This is a genomic window from Ahrensia sp. R2A130 (genome assembly GCF_000179775.1).
GTDB lineage: Bacteria > Pseudomonadota > Alphaproteobacteria > Rhizobiales > Rhizobiaceae > Pseudahrensia.
In genome coordinates, this window is record NZ_AEEB01000003.1 from 677089 (window position 1) to 693647 (window position 16559).

16 protein-coding genes are annotated in these 16559 nt (G+C 59.0%); 9 read left to right on the plus strand and 7 right to left on the minus strand.

Annotated elements, in window-relative coordinates; translation table 11 throughout:
* Nucleotides 1-24: 24 nt before the first annotated feature.
* From fabD to R2A130_RS04095, 7 genes are all read right to left on the minus strand, one after another.
* Nucleotides 25-963, minus strand: coding sequence for an ACP S-malonyltransferase (gene fabD, locus R2A130_RS04065; RefSeq protein ID WP_009757493.1), 939 nt, complete (start codon nt 961-963; stop codon nt 25-27).
* A gap of 70 nt (nt 964-1033) precedes the next feature.
* Entirely contained in the window at nt 1034-2686 is a 1653-nt protein-coding gene (locus R2A130_RS04070; protein WP_009757494.1) for a thiamine pyrophosphate-dependent enzyme, read from the minus strand.
* Nucleotides 2687-2759: 73 nt separating this feature from the next.
* Nucleotides 2760-3944, minus strand: coding sequence for an ABC transporter substrate-binding protein (locus R2A130_RS04075; RefSeq protein ID WP_009757495.1), 1185 nt, complete (start codon nt 3942-3944; stop codon nt 2760-2762).
* A 186-nt stretch (nt 3945-4130) separates the two neighbouring features.
* Nucleotides 4131-5513: a branched-chain amino acid ABC transporter permease gene (locus R2A130_RS04080; protein ID WP_009757497.1), complete on the minus strand. Its 1383-nt coding sequence runs from the start codon at nt 5511-5513 to the stop codon at nt 4131-4133.
* Entirely contained in the window at nt 5510-6523 is a 1014-nt protein-coding gene (locus R2A130_RS04085) for a branched-chain amino acid ABC transporter permease (protein WP_247869235.1), read from the minus strand. The genes R2A130_RS04080 and R2A130_RS04085 overlap by 4 nt, the downstream gene beginning before the upstream one ends.
* Entirely contained in the window at nt 6523-7224 is a 702-nt protein-coding gene (locus R2A130_RS04090; RefSeq protein ID WP_009757499.1) for an ABC transporter ATP-binding protein, read from the minus strand. Before R2A130_RS04090 ends, R2A130_RS04085 begins: the two co-directional genes overlap by 1 nt.
* Nucleotides 7224-8015 (minus strand): ABC transporter ATP-binding protein, encoded by a 792-nt coding sequence (locus R2A130_RS04095; protein ID WP_009757500.1) that lies wholly within the window; start codon nt 8013-8015, stop codon nt 7224-7226. Before R2A130_RS04095 ends, R2A130_RS04090 begins: the two co-directional genes overlap by 1 nt.
* Before the next feature lie 105 nt (nt 8016-8120).
* Between R2A130_RS04095 and R2A130_RS04100 the strand changes: the two genes are divergently transcribed.
* From R2A130_RS04100 to R2A130_RS04140, 9 genes are all read left to right on the plus strand, one after another.
* Nucleotides 8121-8888, plus strand: coding sequence for an ABC transporter ATP-binding protein (locus R2A130_RS04100; protein ID WP_009757501.1), 768 nt, complete (start codon nt 8121-8123; stop codon nt 8886-8888).
* Nucleotides 8885-9727, plus strand: a complete 843-nt coding sequence (locus tag R2A130_RS04105; RefSeq protein ID WP_009757502.1) for a DMT family transporter — start codon at nt 8885-8887, stop codon at nt 9725-9727. The genes R2A130_RS04100 and R2A130_RS04105 overlap by 4 nt, the downstream gene beginning before the upstream one ends.
* 224 nt (nt 9728-9951) lie before the next feature.
* Nucleotides 9952-10317 (plus strand): 30S ribosomal protein S6, encoded by a 366-nt coding sequence (rpsF, locus tag R2A130_RS04110; protein WP_009757503.1) that lies wholly within the window; start codon nt 9952-9954, stop codon nt 10315-10317.
* 53 nt (nt 10318-10370) lie between these two features.
* Nucleotides 10371-10619, plus strand: coding sequence for a 30S ribosomal protein S18 (rpsR, locus tag R2A130_RS04115; protein ID WP_009757504.1), 249 nt, complete (start codon nt 10371-10373; stop codon nt 10617-10619).
* 80 nt (nt 10620-10699) lie between these two features.
* Nucleotides 10700-11641, plus strand: a complete 942-nt coding sequence (locus R2A130_RS04120) for a hypothetical protein (protein ID WP_009757505.1) — start codon at nt 10700-10702, stop codon at nt 11639-11641.
* Between the two features lie 24 nt (nt 11642-11665).
* Complete coding sequence (gene rplI / locus R2A130_RS04125) at nt 11666-12367, plus strand: 50S ribosomal protein L9 (RefSeq protein WP_009757506.1); 702 nt, start codon at nt 11666-11668, stop codon at nt 12365-12367.
* 264 nt (nt 12368-12631) lie between these two features.
* Complete coding sequence (locus R2A130_RS04130; RefSeq protein WP_247869247.1) at nt 12632-14050, plus strand: replicative DNA helicase; 1419 nt, start codon at nt 12632-12634, stop codon at nt 14048-14050.
* 2 nt (nt 14051-14052) lie between these two features.
* Complete coding sequence (gene alr, locus R2A130_RS04135; RefSeq protein ID WP_009757508.1) at nt 14053-15189, plus strand: alanine racemase; 1137 nt, start codon at nt 14053-14055, stop codon at nt 15187-15189.
* 802 nt (nt 15190-15991) lie between these two features.
* Entirely contained in the window at nt 15992-16558 is a 567-nt protein-coding gene (locus R2A130_RS04140) for a pyridoxamine 5'-phosphate oxidase family protein (RefSeq protein ID WP_009757509.1), read from the plus strand.
* The last annotated feature ends 1 nt before the right edge of the window (nt 16559 follow it).

Consider the following 16559-nt stretch of genomic DNA (forward strand, 5'->3'; position numbering starts at 1 on the left):
GGTTTGTCTCCGTAAATTTACTGGTCAGCCGAGCTGCGCGAGCGCGGCAGAAATATCGTCAGGCGCGCCAATAGCAGTGCCTTCGAGGGTGCGGTCGATGCGTCGGGCAAGACCGGTCAGCACTTTGCCGGAACCGACCTCCCAAATGCGATTGACCCCCTGCTCTGCCATGTATTCGACGCTTTCAGCCCAGCGCACACGACCGGTCACTTGCTCGACGAGGTTTTTGCGAATGTCTTCCGGGTGGGAAATCGGATCGGCCAGCACGTTACAAACCAACGGTACAATGGTGGGTTTGATGTCCACAGCGGCCAAAGCATCTTTCATGCGGTCGGCAGCAGGTGCCATCAGCGTGGAGTGGAACGGCGCGGAAACAGGCAACGGCAGCGCGCGCTTGGCACCGGCCTCCTTGCAGGCTTCCATGGCGCGTTCGACCGCACCAGCGTGACCGGAAATAACCAGTTGTCCGCCGCCATTGTCGTTGGCGATCTGTACTTCATCGTCGGGCTGCGAGGCGTTGGTACAAGCGGTTTCCACCGCATCCTGCTCAAGGCCGATGATGGCCGCCATCGCGCCCTTACCCACCGGCACAGCAGCCTGCATCGCCTCACCGCGAATACGCAGCAGGCGGGCGGTGTCGCCGATCGTAATGGCGCGGGCAGCCGCGAGAGCCGAGTATTCACCAAGACTGTGACCAGCAACGTAATCGGCGCGGGTGACCATGAAACCTTCCGACTCCATTGCCCGCAACACAGCCAGCGATACCGCCATCAACGCCGGCTGGGCGTTCGTGGTAAGTGTCAACGCGTCGTCAGGACCATCGAAAATGACCGCCGACAGTTTTTCGCCCAGCGCGTCATCCACCTCGTCGAACACGGCTTTCGCTTCGGGGTAAGCATCCGCGATGGCGCGGCCCATGCCGACGGCTTGCGAACCCTGTCCTGGAAAAGTGAGTGCGAGCATGAAAAATCCTGCAGTTTGGCGTGTATGGGGTCTAGTTGAGCAAGTCGGCTCGTGAAATCAAGGCGAAGCGCTAGAGATCCCCACGCAGCGCAGTGATTGTAGTGCGCGGAGTTATGGCTTCGGCATCGGTGATGAGTTCCAGAACAGCACCGGTGGGAGACTTGCAGGCTCGTTTCCAAGCGTCGGCAAAATCATCCGTTTGCTCCACCGTTTCACCGTGGAAACCATAAGATCGCGCGAGTGCTGCAAAGTCGGGATTTACGATTTCCGTTCCGCTAACGCGGCGCGGATAATCCCGCTCCTGATGCATGCGGATCGTGCCGTAAGTGCCGTTGTTCAGCACCAAGATGACGGGTGCTGCACCATGTTGCAGCGCCGTGCCGAGTTCCTGACAGTTCATCTGGAAATCACCGTCACCGGCAAAGCACAGCGCAAAGCGTTCCGGTTGTACCAGCTTGGCCATAATGGCCGATGGCACCCCTGCCCCCATCGCACCGGACTGCGGGGCCAGCATCGTCATACCCTCGCCATAGACGATGTGACGACCCGGCCAGATTGCAAAGTTGCCCGCGCCATTGGTGACGATGGCATCATCGGGAAGCGTGTCGCGAATGATCTCCATCACAGCCGCCATATCGACCGCACCTGTTTGCATGGGTGCAGCGATGGTCGCAGCCCAAGTCTTGTGCTGTGTGACGGTACGTTCAGCCCAAACAGGTGCGTCGATAACGGACGTTCCAGCCAACATCGTGCAAGCCGCGTTCGGGCAACTCATCACCGCAACGTCTGGCGTGAATATCTTGCCCAGTTCGGCCTCACTGGCATGAATATGGATCAGCGGTGTGTCGAAAGTTTCGGGTTCGAACAGCGTCCATGCGTCCGTCAGCATCTCGCCGAAGCGGGCATTGATGCAGATGATGAGATCGCTTTCATCAAGAAATTTACGCACATGGGGCGGCATCCCGACGCCAGAATCACCAACATAGCTGGGCGAGTTGTTATCGATCAAATCCTGACAGCGAAATGCGGCAACCACGGGCAGCGCATTCGCCTCTGCCCAGTTTTGCAGCGCAGTCTTGCCGTTGGAATTCCAGCCTCCACCACCTACGATCACGACAGGTCTTTCGGCTTGTGCAATGCGTTCCATTATTGGGGTTGCATCGCCCGCATTGGCATGGGGCTTCATCGCCGTCACCGCAGGCCGAATGCGCGCATCACTCTTCGCCACCAGCATGTCTTCCGGCAGCGCCACCACCACAGGCCCCGGCCTGCCGGATTGCGCGACGGTAAGCGCCCGCGACACCAGTTCCGGCACCCTCGCCGCGTCGTCGATCTCCACCACCCATTTGGCTAGGCCGCCGAAGACCTGCTTGTAGTCGACCTCCTGAAAGGCCTCCCGCCCCCGCAGGCCTGTTGCGATCTGGCCGACGAACACCACCATGGGCGATGAGTTCTGCATGGCAGTGTGAATACCGATGGAGGCGTTGGTGATGCCCGGCCCGCGCGTGACGAACAGCAGGCCCGGCTTGCCCGTCAACTTGCCGTAGGCTTCCGCCATGAACGCCCCACCGCCTTCGTTGCGGCAGCCGATGAAGCGGAAATCATCGCCCGCATCGTAAAGCGCATCCAGCACCGCGAGATAGCTTTCCCCCGGCACGCCGAAGCCGATCTCTGCGCCGTTTGTCAGCAGCGTTTCCACAAGCAGTTGTGCGCCAGTCTTCATCTCAGTCCTCCAAATGAAAACGCCCGATCGTCACGGAGACGACCGGGCGTTTCAAAGTCATAACTCGAAGCGTTTAGCGGATCGAGATGGTCTCGAACTTGCCGTCCTTCACTTCCAGTTCCTTGTAGGAACCAGCAGCTTCACCGACGTCGGTGAATTTGACGTTGGACGCGCCTTCATAATCCACCTGACCACCGGATTTGAGGATTTCGATGGCCTTGTTCAGCTCACCTGGCAGAATTTTTTCGCCCGGCGCGTTGGCCACGTCCATGATTTTCGCCTGCACAGCAGCGCGGTCGGTCGAACCGGCAGCCTGAATGGCGAGGATCATCAACGCAGCAGCGTCGTAGGATTCCGGCGTGAACGGACCGACTTTGTCGTTACCGGCAGCCTTCATCACTTCGGCGAATTTCTTCGCGCCATCGGAATCGGAACCCGGCAACGTGCCGATTGTGCCGTTGAGATCATCGCCGATAGCTTCGATCAGCGACTCGCCGATCATGCCGTCTGCCAAGATGAACTTGTCGAATGCGCCCGTGTCGAGCGACGTCTGGATGATGCCTTTACCGCCCTGATCGACATAACCGAAGACCACGAGGTGTTCTGCACCGGCAGCGGCGAGCGCGCCGACTTCTGCGGAATAGTCGGCCTTGCCGTCTTCATGTGCTGCTGAAATCGCGACTTCACCGCCAACGGCTGCAAACGCTTCCTTGAAGGAGGCTTCGAGGCCTTTGCCGTAGTCGTTGTTCGTGAAGGTCACGGCGACTTTGGTGATGCCTTTGTCCTTCAACACGTCGGCCAGAACCTGGCCCTGACGGGCATCGGATGGTGCGGTACGGAAGAAGAAGCCCTTATCGTCGATGCTGGTCAGCGCTGGCGACGTGGCGGATGGCGAAATCATCACCACACCGTTCGGCACGCCTACATTGTTGGCGATGGCAGTGGTCACACCGGAGCAATCAGCACCCATGATGCCAACAACGCCTTCAGCGGTGATGAGACGTTCGGCGGCAGCGGAAGCGGCTGCAGCATCTGTGCAGGTGGAGTCGCCACGCACGGGGACGACGGTCTTGCCATCGAGCACTTTGCCAGCGGTTTCCGACATGGCGAGTTCGGCTGCGCCTGCCATTGCTGGTGTCAGCGATTCGATAGGACCGGTGAAACCGAGGATCACGCCCATTTTGACTTCGTGACCGTCAGCAAATGCTGCGCCGGTCAGACCTGCAAAAATGGTTGTGGCGAGAAGGATCTTCTTCATGTGTGTCTCCAAAAGACTGGGATAGATTGATAGTTGGTGGTGACGCGCCCTCCCGACGCGCTCGCTGCCCATCCGCCGGATATCTCTCCAACGAATTGGCACGCTGCCGCACCATTGGGGCGCAACCTGTCGCACAATTGCAACGCAATCAAGACAAACTGCAGCGGAATTTAACCGCCGACCCGATTAAACCCGCTTATGCAGCGCCAGCCGCTCCGGCAGCAGCCCGCCGGGCGAGAAACGCATCACCGTCAACATCACGATTCCCATGATGAACAGACGCATGTGCTGGGCGCTGTCGAGCAGATGCGCGCGAATTGGGCTGGCAGGATCGAGACTGGACACCGCCCATTCCATCGCCAGCGGACCGACATATTCCGCCTGAATCCAGATGAACCAGATGAGAAACGCACCGAGCACCGAGCCAAGATTGTTGCCGGAACCACCAACGATCACCATCACCCAGATGAGGAAAGTATAGCGCAGCGGCTGGTAGCTGGTCGGAAAGAACGCCCCGTCCAGCGTGGTCAGCATCGCACCGGCGATACCCACGACTGCGGAGCCCAAAACGAAGATCTGCAAATGGCGACGCTTGACGTTTTTGCCCATCGCAGCTGCAGAAACTTCATTGTCGCGGATAGCCCGCACCATGCGGCCCCAAGGTGACGCCAGCGCGAAGACGCACAGCGCCAAAATGACAAGCAAGACGGCCAGGAACAGGCTCATATAAGACAGCTTCACGAAGATGCTGGATTGCTCGATCACGAGGTTTTTCAACAACGCGATACGTTCATCGCCGCTGACGGCTGAAAGCGCAGAGGCGTTCCACCATTCCACCCAACCGATGAATGTGTCGCTGACCTGAAGATCGACCTCGTATGGCACAGTGACAGGGCGGTCCAAACCGGTGACGTTCTTCACGCCGCGCGTGAGCCAGTCCTCGTTCTTCATCATGGCGATCAGGATTTCTGAGATGCCCAGCGTTGCGATGGCGAGGTAATCCGAGCGCAGCCCAAGGGCGACCTTGCCGATGAGCCACGCAGCGCCAGCCGCAAACACGCCGCCCACGAACCAGGACAGCGTGATCGGCAGACCAAGGCCACCGAGGAAACCGGAACTTGCAGGGTCGTCCGCCTCGATGGCGTTCACGGCAGGGTCATAGAAATATCGGATGGCGAAATAACCGATGATGATCGCCAGCGTAACCGAGAGGTTCTTCGCCACACCTTTTTTCATCGTGCGAACAAGATACGTCACCAGCGCGACAACGGCTGCAAACACCACGAGCGCCAACCCGAGATTGGCACCACCGGCAGCCCACGCGGTTGCCACCGGATCACGCGAAACCAACACTGCCGCCATACCGCCGAGCGCGGCAAAACCCATGATCCCAACGTTGAACAGGCCGGCGTAGCCCCACTGGATGTTCACCCCCAGCGCCATGATGGCGGAGATGATGCCCAGATTAGCCATGGCCAACGCCACATTCCACGACTGGGTAATACCCACGAGAACGAGCAGAATTGCGATGATGGCGAAGCCCGAAAAGGCGCGCAGAGGCAGGCTCATATCACCTTCCCTTTCAGCAGGCCGGTGGGTCGCACCAGCAGCACCACGACGAGGATGATGAAGGAGACCGCGAATTTATAGTCGGTCGACAGCAGTTGCATCAGACCGTCCGGCGCCCAGCTTTCCGGCACCAGATATGTGATGAATTTCTTATAGGCATAGGTGACGGTGACTTCTGAAAAAGCAACGACGAACCCGCCAAGAATAGCACCCACCGGCTGCCCCACCCCGCCGACAACGGCGGCTGCGAACATGGGCAGCAACAGCTGGAAATAGGTGAAGGGCTTGAAGCTCTTGTCGAGGCCGTAAAGCACGCCGGCGATGGTCGCCAAACCAGCGGCGAGTATCCACGTTACGGCTACTACTTTATCGGGCGAAATACCGGACAGCAGAGCGAGATCTTCGTTGTCTGAAAACGCCCGCATGGACTTGCCTGTGCGGGTGCGGTTCAGGAACCAGAACAGCGCAGCCACCAGAATGATCGCAACGACAACGGTGAGCGCCTGTGACGACTTGATCGCCAGCCCCTCGTTCAGCCCCGTCATTTTCTTGAATTCACGCGCCTTGATGATGAAGCGCTCACCATCGAAGAAACTCTGATCGTTCGGCCCGATGATGAAGCGCACGACGCCGTTCATCACGAACATCACACCAACAGACGCCATCACCATGCGGATCGGCACGGCCTTCACCTGCCGGTAGTGCTTGTACACAAGCTTATCAGTCAGCAATGCAAAGCCCGCGGTGGCGGCCACCCCGAAAGGCAACGCCAACAAAGCTGTGGGCAATGGCCCAAAGCTGATGCCGAGCGACTGGAACCACCACGTCAGCAGGATCGTGACCATGGTGCCGAACGCCATCGTATCGCCATGGGCGAAATTGGCGAAGCGCAAGATGGAGTAGAGCAGCGTGATGCCCAGCGCGCCCAGCGCCAGTTGCGCGCCGTATGCGAGGCCCGGAACGAAAACGAAATTGGCGAACAGCACGATGGCGTTGAGGAAATCCATCATCAGCCTCCCAAGAACGAAGCGCGGACTTCGGGGTTGGCGAGAAGCGCCTCCCCCGTGTCGGTGAAGCGGTTTTCGCCGGTGACGAGCACGTAGCCACGGTCAGCGATGTTCAGCGCTTGACGGGCATTTTGTTCCACCATCAAGACGGCGACATCCTTCTCGCGGATTTCCAGAATACGATCGAAGAGTTCGTCCATCACGATGGGGCTGACGCCTGCGGTTGGCTCGTCCAGCATCAACACCGAAGGCTGTGTCATCAACGCGCGACCAACAGCAACTTGCTGGCGTTGCCCGCCGGACAATTCCCTCGCCATCTGGTTGCGCTTTTCGCGCAGGATGGGGAACAGGTCGTAGATCTCGTTCATGGTGCCGGAGAAATCATCGGTGCGGAGAAACGCCCCCATTTCAAGGTTTTCTTCGACGCTCATGCCGGTGAAGACGTTGGCAGTCTGCGGCACGAAAGCGACGCCCTTGGCGATGCGGTCTTGCGGCGAAAGTTTGGTGATGTCTTCGCCGTCAAGCATCACCGAACCCTCGCGGATATCCAGCATCCCCAGCATAGCCTTCATCGCAGTGGATTTACCCGCGCCATTCGGCCCGACGATCACAGCAATCTCGCCCTTTTCGACGCCTAGCGAGCAGCCCTTGAGAATGTCTGCGCCGCCATAGCCGCCGGTGAGGTTCAAGCCTTCCATGAACATCAGCCAGCCGCCTTCGCAGTTGGTGTCTTGTTTTTGAGGCCGGTACCCAAATAGGCCTCGATGACCTCTTCATTGGCCCGAACTTCTGCCGCCGTGCCGGTTGCCAGCACCGCACCCTCGGCCATCACAATAACGGGGTCGCAAAGGCGGGCGATGAAATCCATGTCGTGCTCGATCATGCAAAATGTGTAGCCGCGCTCTTCGTTCAGCTTGATGATCGCGTCGCCGATCTGCGCCAGCAATGTGCGGTTCACACCCGCGCCAACCTCGTCGAGCAGCACGATCTTCGCATCCACCATCATGGTGCGGCCCAGTTCCAGCAGCTTCTTCTGCCCACCGGAAAGGTTGCCCGCGTTCTCGTGTGTGAGATGACCGAGGTTGAGGAAGTCGATCACCTCCAGCGCTTTGTCGCGGATATCGCGATCTTCAGCGGCCACAGCACCACGGCGTATCCACGTGTTCATCAGCTTTTCGCCAAGCTGGTTCGGCGGCACCATCATAAGGTTTTCCAACACGGTCAGCGTTGAAAATTCGTGGGCGATCTGGAACGTCCGCAGCAGGCCTTTGCCGAACAACTCATGCGGTTCGAGGCCGGTGATGTCCTCGCCATCAAGATGGATCGTGCCCGACGTCGGCGGGAACAGACCTGCGATGATATTGAACAGCGTCGTCTTGCCAGCGCCGTTCGGCCCGATGAGCCCCGTTATGGAACCGGTCTCGATGGTCAGCGACGCACCATCGACGGCATGAACACCGCCGAATTGCTTGTGAAGATTATCAACGACGATCATGCGTCAGGCGATTCCTGCATCAGCTTGAAATGACTCGAGGTTCGCAAACCTCGTCACGCGTCTTATTACGTTGCAACACGACGCCGCGCTGCCCTAGACCAAGCCATGGACGACTTCAACAACCCCTCTGCACACGCACCCGCTCCAGCAGTGGAATTGCGCGACGTGTCACTGCGATACGACAATGGCGTGGAAGCATTGCACGATTGCTCGCTTCAGGTCTCGGTCGGCGAACGGGTCGCGCTGCTCGGCCCGTCCGGCTGCGGCAAGTCGAGCATCTTGCGGATCGTCGCCGGACTGCAGGACGCGACGATTGGCGAGGTTCAGGTCGCAGCCGATAGTGAAGTCGGTTTCGTGTTTCAGGAAGCGACGCTGCTGCCTTGGGCAACTATCACGAAGAACGTCGCCATGCCGCTGTCGCTTCACGGTAAACCCGACACGAACAAGCGCGTCGCAGAAGCCTTGGCAGAAGTCGGACTTTCCGAATTTGCCTCTGCCTATCCGCGTGAATTATCCGGCGGTATGGCGATGCGGGCCTCGATCGCCCGTGCACTGGTCACCGAACCAGACATCATGTTGATGGACGAACCCTTCGGTGCGTTGGACGAGATCACCCGTTTCCGCCTCAACGACCTACTGCTGGAACGACACACCTGCGATCCGCATACTCTATTGTTCGTCACCCATTCTGTTTTCGAGGCAGTCTATCTGGCGGACCGAGTGTTGGTGATGTCGCCGCGCCCGGGTCGGATTGTTGCCGATATAGATGTGCTGCAGAAGGTCCGAGACGCTGCCTGGCGCGGTTCCACCGACTATGCCGCCATCTGCAACGCCGTCTCACAGGCGCTGGAACAAGCAATGACCGCTGCATGACCGTCACCATCTTTCTGGTAGTGATGTGCGCCGCCGCAATCCACGCATCGTGGAATGCGCTGGTAAAATCCACCGCCGATAAGGTCGTCTCCATGACCGCCGTCACCATCGGCCACGCCCCTTTGGGCCTGCTGGTCCTGCCTTTCGTTCCGATGCCACCTGCCGAAGCGTGGCCTTATCTTGCCGGTTCGGTCGTCGTGCACACCGGCTACCAACTCAGCCTTATGCGCGCTTACCGTCTTGGCGACTTCACTCAGGTTTACCCGATTGCACGTGGCAGCGGCCCTGCCCTTGTGGCTTTGTTTTCGGTCGCCGTGTTGAGCGCTGATCTCGCGACGAGCGAATTGGCTGGTATCGCGCTCATCGTCTTCGGCATCTTCACGCTTGGCTTGGTGAAGGGCCGCGACGGCTTGCGGAACCCAACCGCCGTTGGTGCAGCGCTGATCACTGGAGTCTTCATCGCGTCATATTCGTTGCTCGATGGTCTGGGCGCCCGCGTCTCCGGACACGCCATCGGCTACATCGCCTGGATGACGGTCATCAATGCCTTCGTCTTTGCAGCCCTCATGGCGTTCCTCAATCTCGACGCGCTGAAGGCGACATTCACCGTTGGCCTGAAGCCGCTCATTCTGGGCGGTACAGGCTCCGTTACCGCCTATGCGCTGGTGGTTTGGGCCATGACGCAAGCGCCCATCGCTGTGGTGACGGCCTTGCGCGAAACATCCACCGTTTTCGCTCTTTTCATCGGCGTCATATTCCTTGGCGAGAAACTGACCGGCGGCAAGATTTTGGCCACCTGTCTCGTTCTTGCAGGCGTCATCACTTTGCGGCTTCTATAGCGCTTGCATCATGTCGAAATTCCTATAGACACGCGCTTGCAACAGTCGGGCTTCCGGTTGGTGGCTGAACGGATGGGCGGGTTTTCCCGCAGGTGTGCAATGCACGCCGTCCTCCCGTGCTCCCGCTCCTGACACATCGAACCACCTTTCCTCCTCTCACGAGTAGATAGGTCGGTGAGGCTTCGCACCGGAAGCATGACGTACTCGAGGAAAGGCTGCCCTTCATGGCACTTTACGAACACATCTTCATGGCTCGCCAGGACGTCTCGTCCCAGCAGGTCGACACACTTGTGGAACACTTCAAAGGCGTTCTGGAAGCAAACGGCGGTTCCGTCGGCAAGATCGAAAACTGGGGTCTCAAAACCCTGCCATACCGCGTTAAAAAGAACCGCAAGGCTCATTACGCGCTCATCAACATCGACGCACCGTCCGATGCGGTTGCCGAAATGGAACGCCAGATGCGCATCCACGAAGACGTGCTGCGTTACATGACGGTCAAGGTCGAAGAGCACGAGGACGCACCGTCCGCGATGCTTCGCAAATCCGATCGCGATGATCGTCGTCCACGTGGTCCACGTCCTCCACGTTGATCTGCAGACGACACGTTTCACCAGTAATTTTCCGACCAAGAGGATAAAGACCCATGGTTGCTATCGAACAGCTCCCCGCACGCCGCCCATTTCAGCGCCGTCGCAAAACTTGCCCATTCACCGGCGAAAACGCACCGAAGATCGACTACAAGGACGTCAAACTCCTGCAGCGCTACATTTCCGAGCGCGGCAAAATCGTTCCTTCGCGTATCACAGCCGTATCGCTGAAAAAGCAGCGTGAACTGGCCCGTGCCATCAAACGCGCCCGCTTCCTTGCTTTGATCCCTTACGTCATCAAGTAAGCCATTAACTGAATGCTGACTGGCGGCGCGATTGTCGCGCCGCTGCTCTAACTGCTCAACTCGGGTAGGACAGCGAGATCATGAACAACCGCCCACTCCTCATCACCATTGCCTGTGGTCTGCTGACAGCGTTTTTCGCCGTCGCACCCGTTGGCTTGGGCGGTTTGGGCTCCCTACTTTGGGTATTCATGTTGGTGCCATTGTTCGTGGCATCTTTATCTCTAGGGCCTCGCCTTGCAGGAGTTGCAGGCCTGATTGCCCTCTTCTTGATTGCGGTACTCATGGGCATCGAGCCTGCAATGCTTATCGCGATACTGTTTGTCGGGCCTGCTCTCTACGTCGGTTATGTCGCCGGACTTTCGAGAGACGACAATGGCGACGGCGTTTTGGAGTGGTATCCACTTTCCAAAATTCTATTTCAGGTCGCGCTAATAGTAAGCATCGGTTTTGTACTGATCGGAGTTGTGATTGGAGATCGCTTCTCCGAGACATCCAAAGAGCTTGAAGAACTCATGCGAGCGGCTCCTACTGCGACACAGCAGGTGAGGGAGATGGCGAGCTCTTTAGTTAAAGCGGTTCCACTTCTTGTGCCGTTTTCTCTAATCCTGCTCTACCTCTACTCCATGGCGCTAGGCGCACGCTTCTCACGCGCTATCGCAGCCTCCGGCCAGCACGGTTCGAGCCGTCCGAAAGACCACCTGCCCTCACAGGTAGCGTTGCCCTTTGGTGCGGCTGGAATTTTCGGTGCCAGCATCGCGGTTATCTTGATCGGCGGTGATTCCACCCTCGGCGTGTTGGGCATGGTTTTCGCTGGCGCTTTCGGAATGATGTTCATCGCAGTCGGCCTCGCCACCATTCACAGCCTTACCGAAGGTATGGCCGGACGCGGCGTCATTTTGTTCGCGCTCTACTTCGTATTGCTCATATTCGGGGTCGCTCTCGTGCTGCTTCTTATCCTCGGCCTTGCCGAAACCCTTCTCGGCCTGCGCGCCCGTCGCGCCGGCGTTCCACCCACAACCTGAATTCAACCTAAAAGGACAAATCCCATGGATGTCATTCTTCTTGAACGCGTGGCCAAGCTCGGCCACCTCGGCGATACCGTAACAGTCAAAGACGGGTACGCCCGCAACTTCCTGCTGCCCAAAGGCAAGGCTCTTCGCGCCAACAAAGCCAACCAGTCCTATTTCGACGGCCAGCGCGCTGTGCTGGAAGCCAAGAACGAAGAGCGTAAGACCGAAGCTGAGGCGTTTGCTGCCCAGCTCAACGGCAACACCTACATCGCCGTGCGCTCCGCTGGTGAAACCGGCCAGCTCTACGGTTCGGTCGCCGCCCGCGATATCGTGCAGACATTGGCCGATAACGACTTCAAAGTCGGTCGCTCCATGGTCGATCTTCGCCAGCCGATCAAAGTCATTGGCCTCCACGAGGTTCTGATCCTGCTGCACCCGGAAGTCGAAGCCACGATCACCATGAACGTTGCCCGCTCCGAAGACGAAGCCGTGCGCCAGGCAGCCGGTGAAGACCTCACATCCCGTGACGCCTTCGACCGCGATGACGAAGTGGCCGAAGAGGACGAACTGTCCATCGACGACGTGTTCGACAACCCCGAAGATGCAGAAGCTGCCGCAGAAACCCTCGACGACGCTGGCGCGACCGGTCCCGACGAAGAAGCCCACATCGACGCCGAAGGCGCCGGTGCAGGCGACAATGCCGACGTCGAAGTTCCGGAAGACACGACCAGCGCATAAGCGACGGACGGACTCACTTCCAAGAAAATTGCAAGCGGCGGGGCGAAAGCTCCGCCGTTTTTGCACGTTATCCCCGCTGTCGCAGCCAGCGCCCATGCTAGAAATTTTTTCTTTCCGCGCCAGACCACATTTGCCGTGCGCGTTGTGCCTTTGCCGCGTTAAACCCTCCCCATGGCAGATGCAGCAGACAATGTGATTCCCGGTCCCGGATCGGGCCAACAAACCGGTGGAGGCCAAACGCCCTACCGCACGGCACCGCACAATATGGAGGCCGAACAGGCGCTTTTGGGCGCTATTTTGGTCAACAACGATGCGTTTTATCGCGTCTCGGACTTTCTCGAAGCCGACCACTTCTTCGAGCCGCTGCACCGGCAAATCTACAACGTGGCAGCCGATATGATTCGCGCTGTGAAGCGCGCCAACCCGATCACCATCAAAACCTTTCTGCCGGAAGATGAAAAAATCGGTGAAATAACCGTTGCCGAATATCTGGTGAAGCTGGCCGTCGAAGCTACCACGGTTATCAATGCCGAGGATTACGGACGTTCGATCTACGATCTCGCCATCCGCCGCAATCTCATCGGCATCGGCGAAGACATGGTCAACATTGCCTTCGATGCACCGGTCGACATGGTGCCGTCGGTGCAGATCGAAGACGCCGAACGCCGCCTGTTCGAACTGGCCGAGACGGGCCGCTATGATGGCGGCTTCTCCGATTTCAATTCCGCAGTCATATCCGCCATCGACATGGCCGCAGCGGCTCACTCCCGCGACGGCAATCTGTCCGGTGTAGCATCCGGCATACGAACGCTCGACAACCGCATGGGTGGTTTGCAATCGTCGGACCTCATCGTGCTGGCCGGTCGCCCCGCCATGGGCAAAACATCGCTTGCCACCAACATCGCCTTCAACATTGCTGAGGGCTACCAGTTCGAAGTGCAGCCCGACGGTACGAACAAAGCGGTAAATGGCGGCATCGTCGGTTTCTTCTCGCTGGAGATGGCGGCTGAACAGCTCGCCACCCGCATCATCGCCGAACAGACCGAGATTTCGTCCTCCAAAATTCGCCGTGGTGAAATCAACGACAGTGAGTTCGAGAAGCTCGTCGGTTGTAGCCAGATGATGAGCAAGATCCCGCTCTACATCGACCAGACCGGCGGCATTTCCGTCGGCGCGCTGGCCGCCCGCGCCCGCCGTTTGAAGCGTCAGCGCGGTCTGGACGTTCTCATCATCGACTACATCCAGCTGATGTCCGGCAACAAACGCACCGACAACCGCGTCCAGGAAATCACCGAAATCACCACCGGCCTGAAAGCGCTGGCGAAGGAATTGAACGTTCCGATCATCGCCCTTTCCCAGCTATCGCGTCAGGTGGAAAACCGCGAAGACAAACGCCCGCAGCTGTCCGATCTCCGTGAGTCGGGTTCCATCGAGCAGGACGCCGACGTGGTGCTGTTCGTCTATCGTGACGAGTATTACGCCGAACGCGCCATCGCCGATGTGGACTCCAAGGACTACGAGAAGAACCTCATTCGCTACGAGGCAGGTCGCGGCAAGGCCGAGGTCATCATCGCCAAACAGCGCCACGGCCCCACCGGCATCGCCAACCTCGCCTTCCAGCCCGAATATACCCGATTCTCGGACCTCGCGGAGGACAGCCACATTCCCGAGCAGTTCGAATAAAGATGGACGTTATCGACGAGGCGTTGGCGGGAGGTCGTGTCACCATCGACCTCGATGCGCTGAAGGCCAACTACACCCACCTCGCCAAACTTGCCGCCCCCGCAGAATGCGGCGCTGTGGTGAAGGCCAACGGCTACGGCTGCGGCATCGAAGTGGTGGTGCCCGCACTTTGGGACGCCGGTTGCCGCACGTTCTTCGTCGCCGTATCCAGCGAAGGTCTGCGCGTGATGAAGACTGCGCCCGACGCACGATGTTTCATCCTCAACGGCCTATTCACCGGCGCTGAAAATGCGCTTGCCGATGCGGGGCTGATCCCATGTCTCGGCTCCGTCACCCAGATCGAAAATTGGGCCGCAACCGCAAAGCAGCGCGGCACGCCCCTGCCTTGCGCGATCCATATGGACAGCGGCATGAACCGCCTCGGCCTCAGCTACGACGAACTCGCCCGAACCGTCGAACAACCGCATTTGATGGACCATCTCGACGTTCAGCTGTTCATGACCCACTACGCCTGCGCCGACGATATCGGCCACCCACAGACAGAGGCCCAACGCGAACGCTTCCTGCAAGGCGCAGACCTTCTGCCCGGTGTCCCCCGCTCAGCAGCCAACAGCGCTGCCGACCTGCAGGCAACAGATCATACTTTCGACCTCGCCCGTCCTGGCATCGCGCTTTACGGCGGCGAAGCGTTGAACGATGTCGACAATCCCATGCGCCCCGTCGTCACGCTCGAAGGCCGCGTGGTGCAGACCCGCTGGGTCGAGCGCGGCGGTGCCGTCGGTTACGGCGCAAGTGAGACCATGACCCGCCGCACCCGCCTCGCTTATGTGTCCACCGGCTACGCCGATGGCTACCACCGCGCCGCCAGCAATTTCGGTGTGCCCATGCGCTTCGTGGCTCCTGCTGCCGTCACCCATTACAAGGGCCACACGCTGAAAGGCGTCGGCCGCATCTCCATGGACCTCGCCGCCTTCGATGTGACCGACATGCCCGATGACGCGATCGGCGAAGGCGACTGGATCGAACTGTTCGGCAACAACGTGCCGGTGGATGATGTTGCCCGCGCCGCTGGAACCATCGGCTATGAATTGCTCACAGGTCTTGGCGCGAGATACGCCCGGAAGATCATCGGCGGCTGACGCTTTGCCCGCCACGACGCATGTGGTATTTCTTTCTTTGAGCGGTCCAGAGTCGGAGTGGGTGGTCACGAGGCCTGCGGGACGTCACGCACCCCACGCTCACCCCCGAGCTGGTCATCCTCAGACACCGACCCAAGGATGACGGAGTGTGGGTTGGGTTTGGACACGACTTTACCTCGACCCGCCTTCCAGCGTCCGAGCGATCAGCAGGCGGCGAAGAGCCGCCCGGCGCTAGTTGTGCCGCGCTCATTCCCATAAATTGGGCAGCGAAGGCCACTTGTGGCCGACAGCGTGAGCGCAAAAGGTGTCGCCTATCGCCTTTGGCGAGCGAAAGCGACCCCGTCAAAAGTGTGAGCCAGCGGAGCAAAGGTGTCTGCCGTTAGCCTGTAGTTTCAGGCGAAATATGGCTTACGCCTTCGCCCCGCTCGATCCTGCTGCGCAGACATCTCTCAGCCTGCAAGTCGGCCCCCATCCGCGATAACGGCTTTCGCCATCAAGTTCTGCATCGACAGAACACACCGTTACCGGTGCCGCGACATTACCCTGTAAACCGCCCGAGTGTTGGCGTTTGGCGTGTGGCATCCGACGCTCCGCCCGCTTGCGTCCGTTAAGCGCGCGCGACGGAAGGATCGTCACCCCACGGTCATCAGGTCGGTCCGGACGACCGGCTCATGCGGGGTGAGATGGGCACGATACAGGACGGGAAATACGCGGGGAAAGATTTGTGGAAATAAGATCGGCTCTTGGCGCAAGGTACTTTATGTTCTATATATGTTCTAATTATCACAGAGCACGAAACACTATGCCCACCGCGCAACGCCTCAACCCGACACTGACCGCCTTCATCGAAAAACAGCCGGTGTTTTTCGTGGCCACCGCCGGGCGCGATGGGCGGGTAAATGTGTCGCCCAAAGGCATGGGCGGAATGTTGCACGTTGTGGACCGCAACAAGATCGTCTGGCTGAACGTCACTGGCAGCGGCAACGAGACCGCAGCCCATGTGCAGGAAAATGGGCGCATGACGCTGATGTTCTGCGCGTTCGAAGGCGACGCCTTGATCTTACGGGTCTATGGTAACGCCAATGTCTTGCACCCCCATGATGCCGGTTGGGATGAAGCCATCACGCGATTTCCCGAAACCGCAGGCAACCGCCAGATTTTCAGCCTCGATATCGATCTGGTTCAAACGTCCTGCGGCACGGGGGTCCCGTTGATGGATTTTGTGAAAAGTCGCGGCGAAGACGAACTCCTTCCCTTTTATGAAGACATGGGCCGTGACGGGGTGCGCGACTACTGGAAGCGCAAAAATCTGGAAACGATAGACGGCGAACCCACCGGCCTTCTCCCCTCCACCACTGCAGCAGGCTGAA

Excerpts from the sequence above, each read along its gene's own strand:
- R2A130_RS04120 (WP_009757505.1), top strand. The coding sequence starts at position 10,700 with ATGAACAACCGCCCACTCCTCATCACCATTGCCTGTGGTCTGCTGACA.
- R2A130_RS04075 (WP_009757495.1), bottom strand. The coding sequence starts at position 3,944 with ATGAAGAAGATCCTTCTCGCCACAACCATTTTTGCAGGTCTGACCGGC.
- fabD (WP_009757493.1), bottom strand. The coding sequence starts at position 963 with ATGCTCGCACTCACTTTTCCAGGACAGGGTTCGCAAGCCGTCGGCATG.
- R2A130_RS04090 (WP_009757499.1), bottom strand. The coding sequence starts at position 7,224 with ATGTTCATGGAAGGCTTGAACCTCACCGGCGGCTATGGCGGCGCAGAC.
- R2A130_RS04095 (WP_009757500.1), bottom strand. The coding sequence starts at position 8,015 with ATGATCGTCGTTGATAATCTTCACAAGCAATTCGGCGGTGTTCATGCC.
- R2A130_RS04070 (WP_009757494.1), bottom strand. The coding sequence starts at position 2,686 with ATGAAGACTGGCGCACAACTGCTTGTGGAAACGCTGCTGACAAACGGC.
- alr (WP_009757508.1), top strand. The coding sequence starts at position 14,053 with ATGGACGTTATCGACGAGGCGTTGGCGGGAGGTCGTGTCACCATCGAC.
- rplI (WP_009757506.1), top strand. The coding sequence starts at position 11,666 with ATGGATGTCATTCTTCTTGAACGCGTGGCCAAGCTCGGCCACCTCGGC.
- rpsR (WP_009757504.1), top strand. The coding sequence starts at position 10,371 with ATGGTTGCTATCGAACAGCTCCCCGCACGCCGCCCATTTCAGCGCCGT.
- R2A130_RS04105 (WP_009757502.1), top strand. The coding sequence starts at position 8,885 with ATGACCGTCACCATCTTTCTGGTAGTGATGTGCGCCGCCGCAATCCAC.
- R2A130_RS04140 (WP_009757509.1), top strand. The coding sequence starts at position 15,992 with ATGCCCACCGCGCAACGCCTCAACCCGACACTGACCGCCTTCATCGAA.
- R2A130_RS04085 (WP_247869235.1), bottom strand. The coding sequence starts at position 6,523 with ATGATGGATTTCCTCAACGCCATCGTGCTGTTCGCCAATTTCGTTTTC.
- R2A130_RS04100 (WP_009757501.1), top strand. The coding sequence starts at position 8,121 with ATGGACGACTTCAACAACCCCTCTGCACACGCACCCGCTCCAGCAGTG.
- R2A130_RS04130 (WP_247869247.1), top strand. The coding sequence starts at position 12,632 with ATGGAGGCCGAACAGGCGCTTTTGGGCGCTATTTTGGTCAACAACGAT.
- R2A130_RS04080 (WP_009757497.1), bottom strand. The coding sequence starts at position 5,513 with ATGAGCCTGCCTCTGCGCGCCTTTTCGGGCTTCGCCATCATCGCAATT.
- rpsF (WP_009757503.1), top strand. The coding sequence starts at position 9,952 with ATGGCACTTTACGAACACATCTTCATGGCTCGCCAGGACGTCTCGTCC.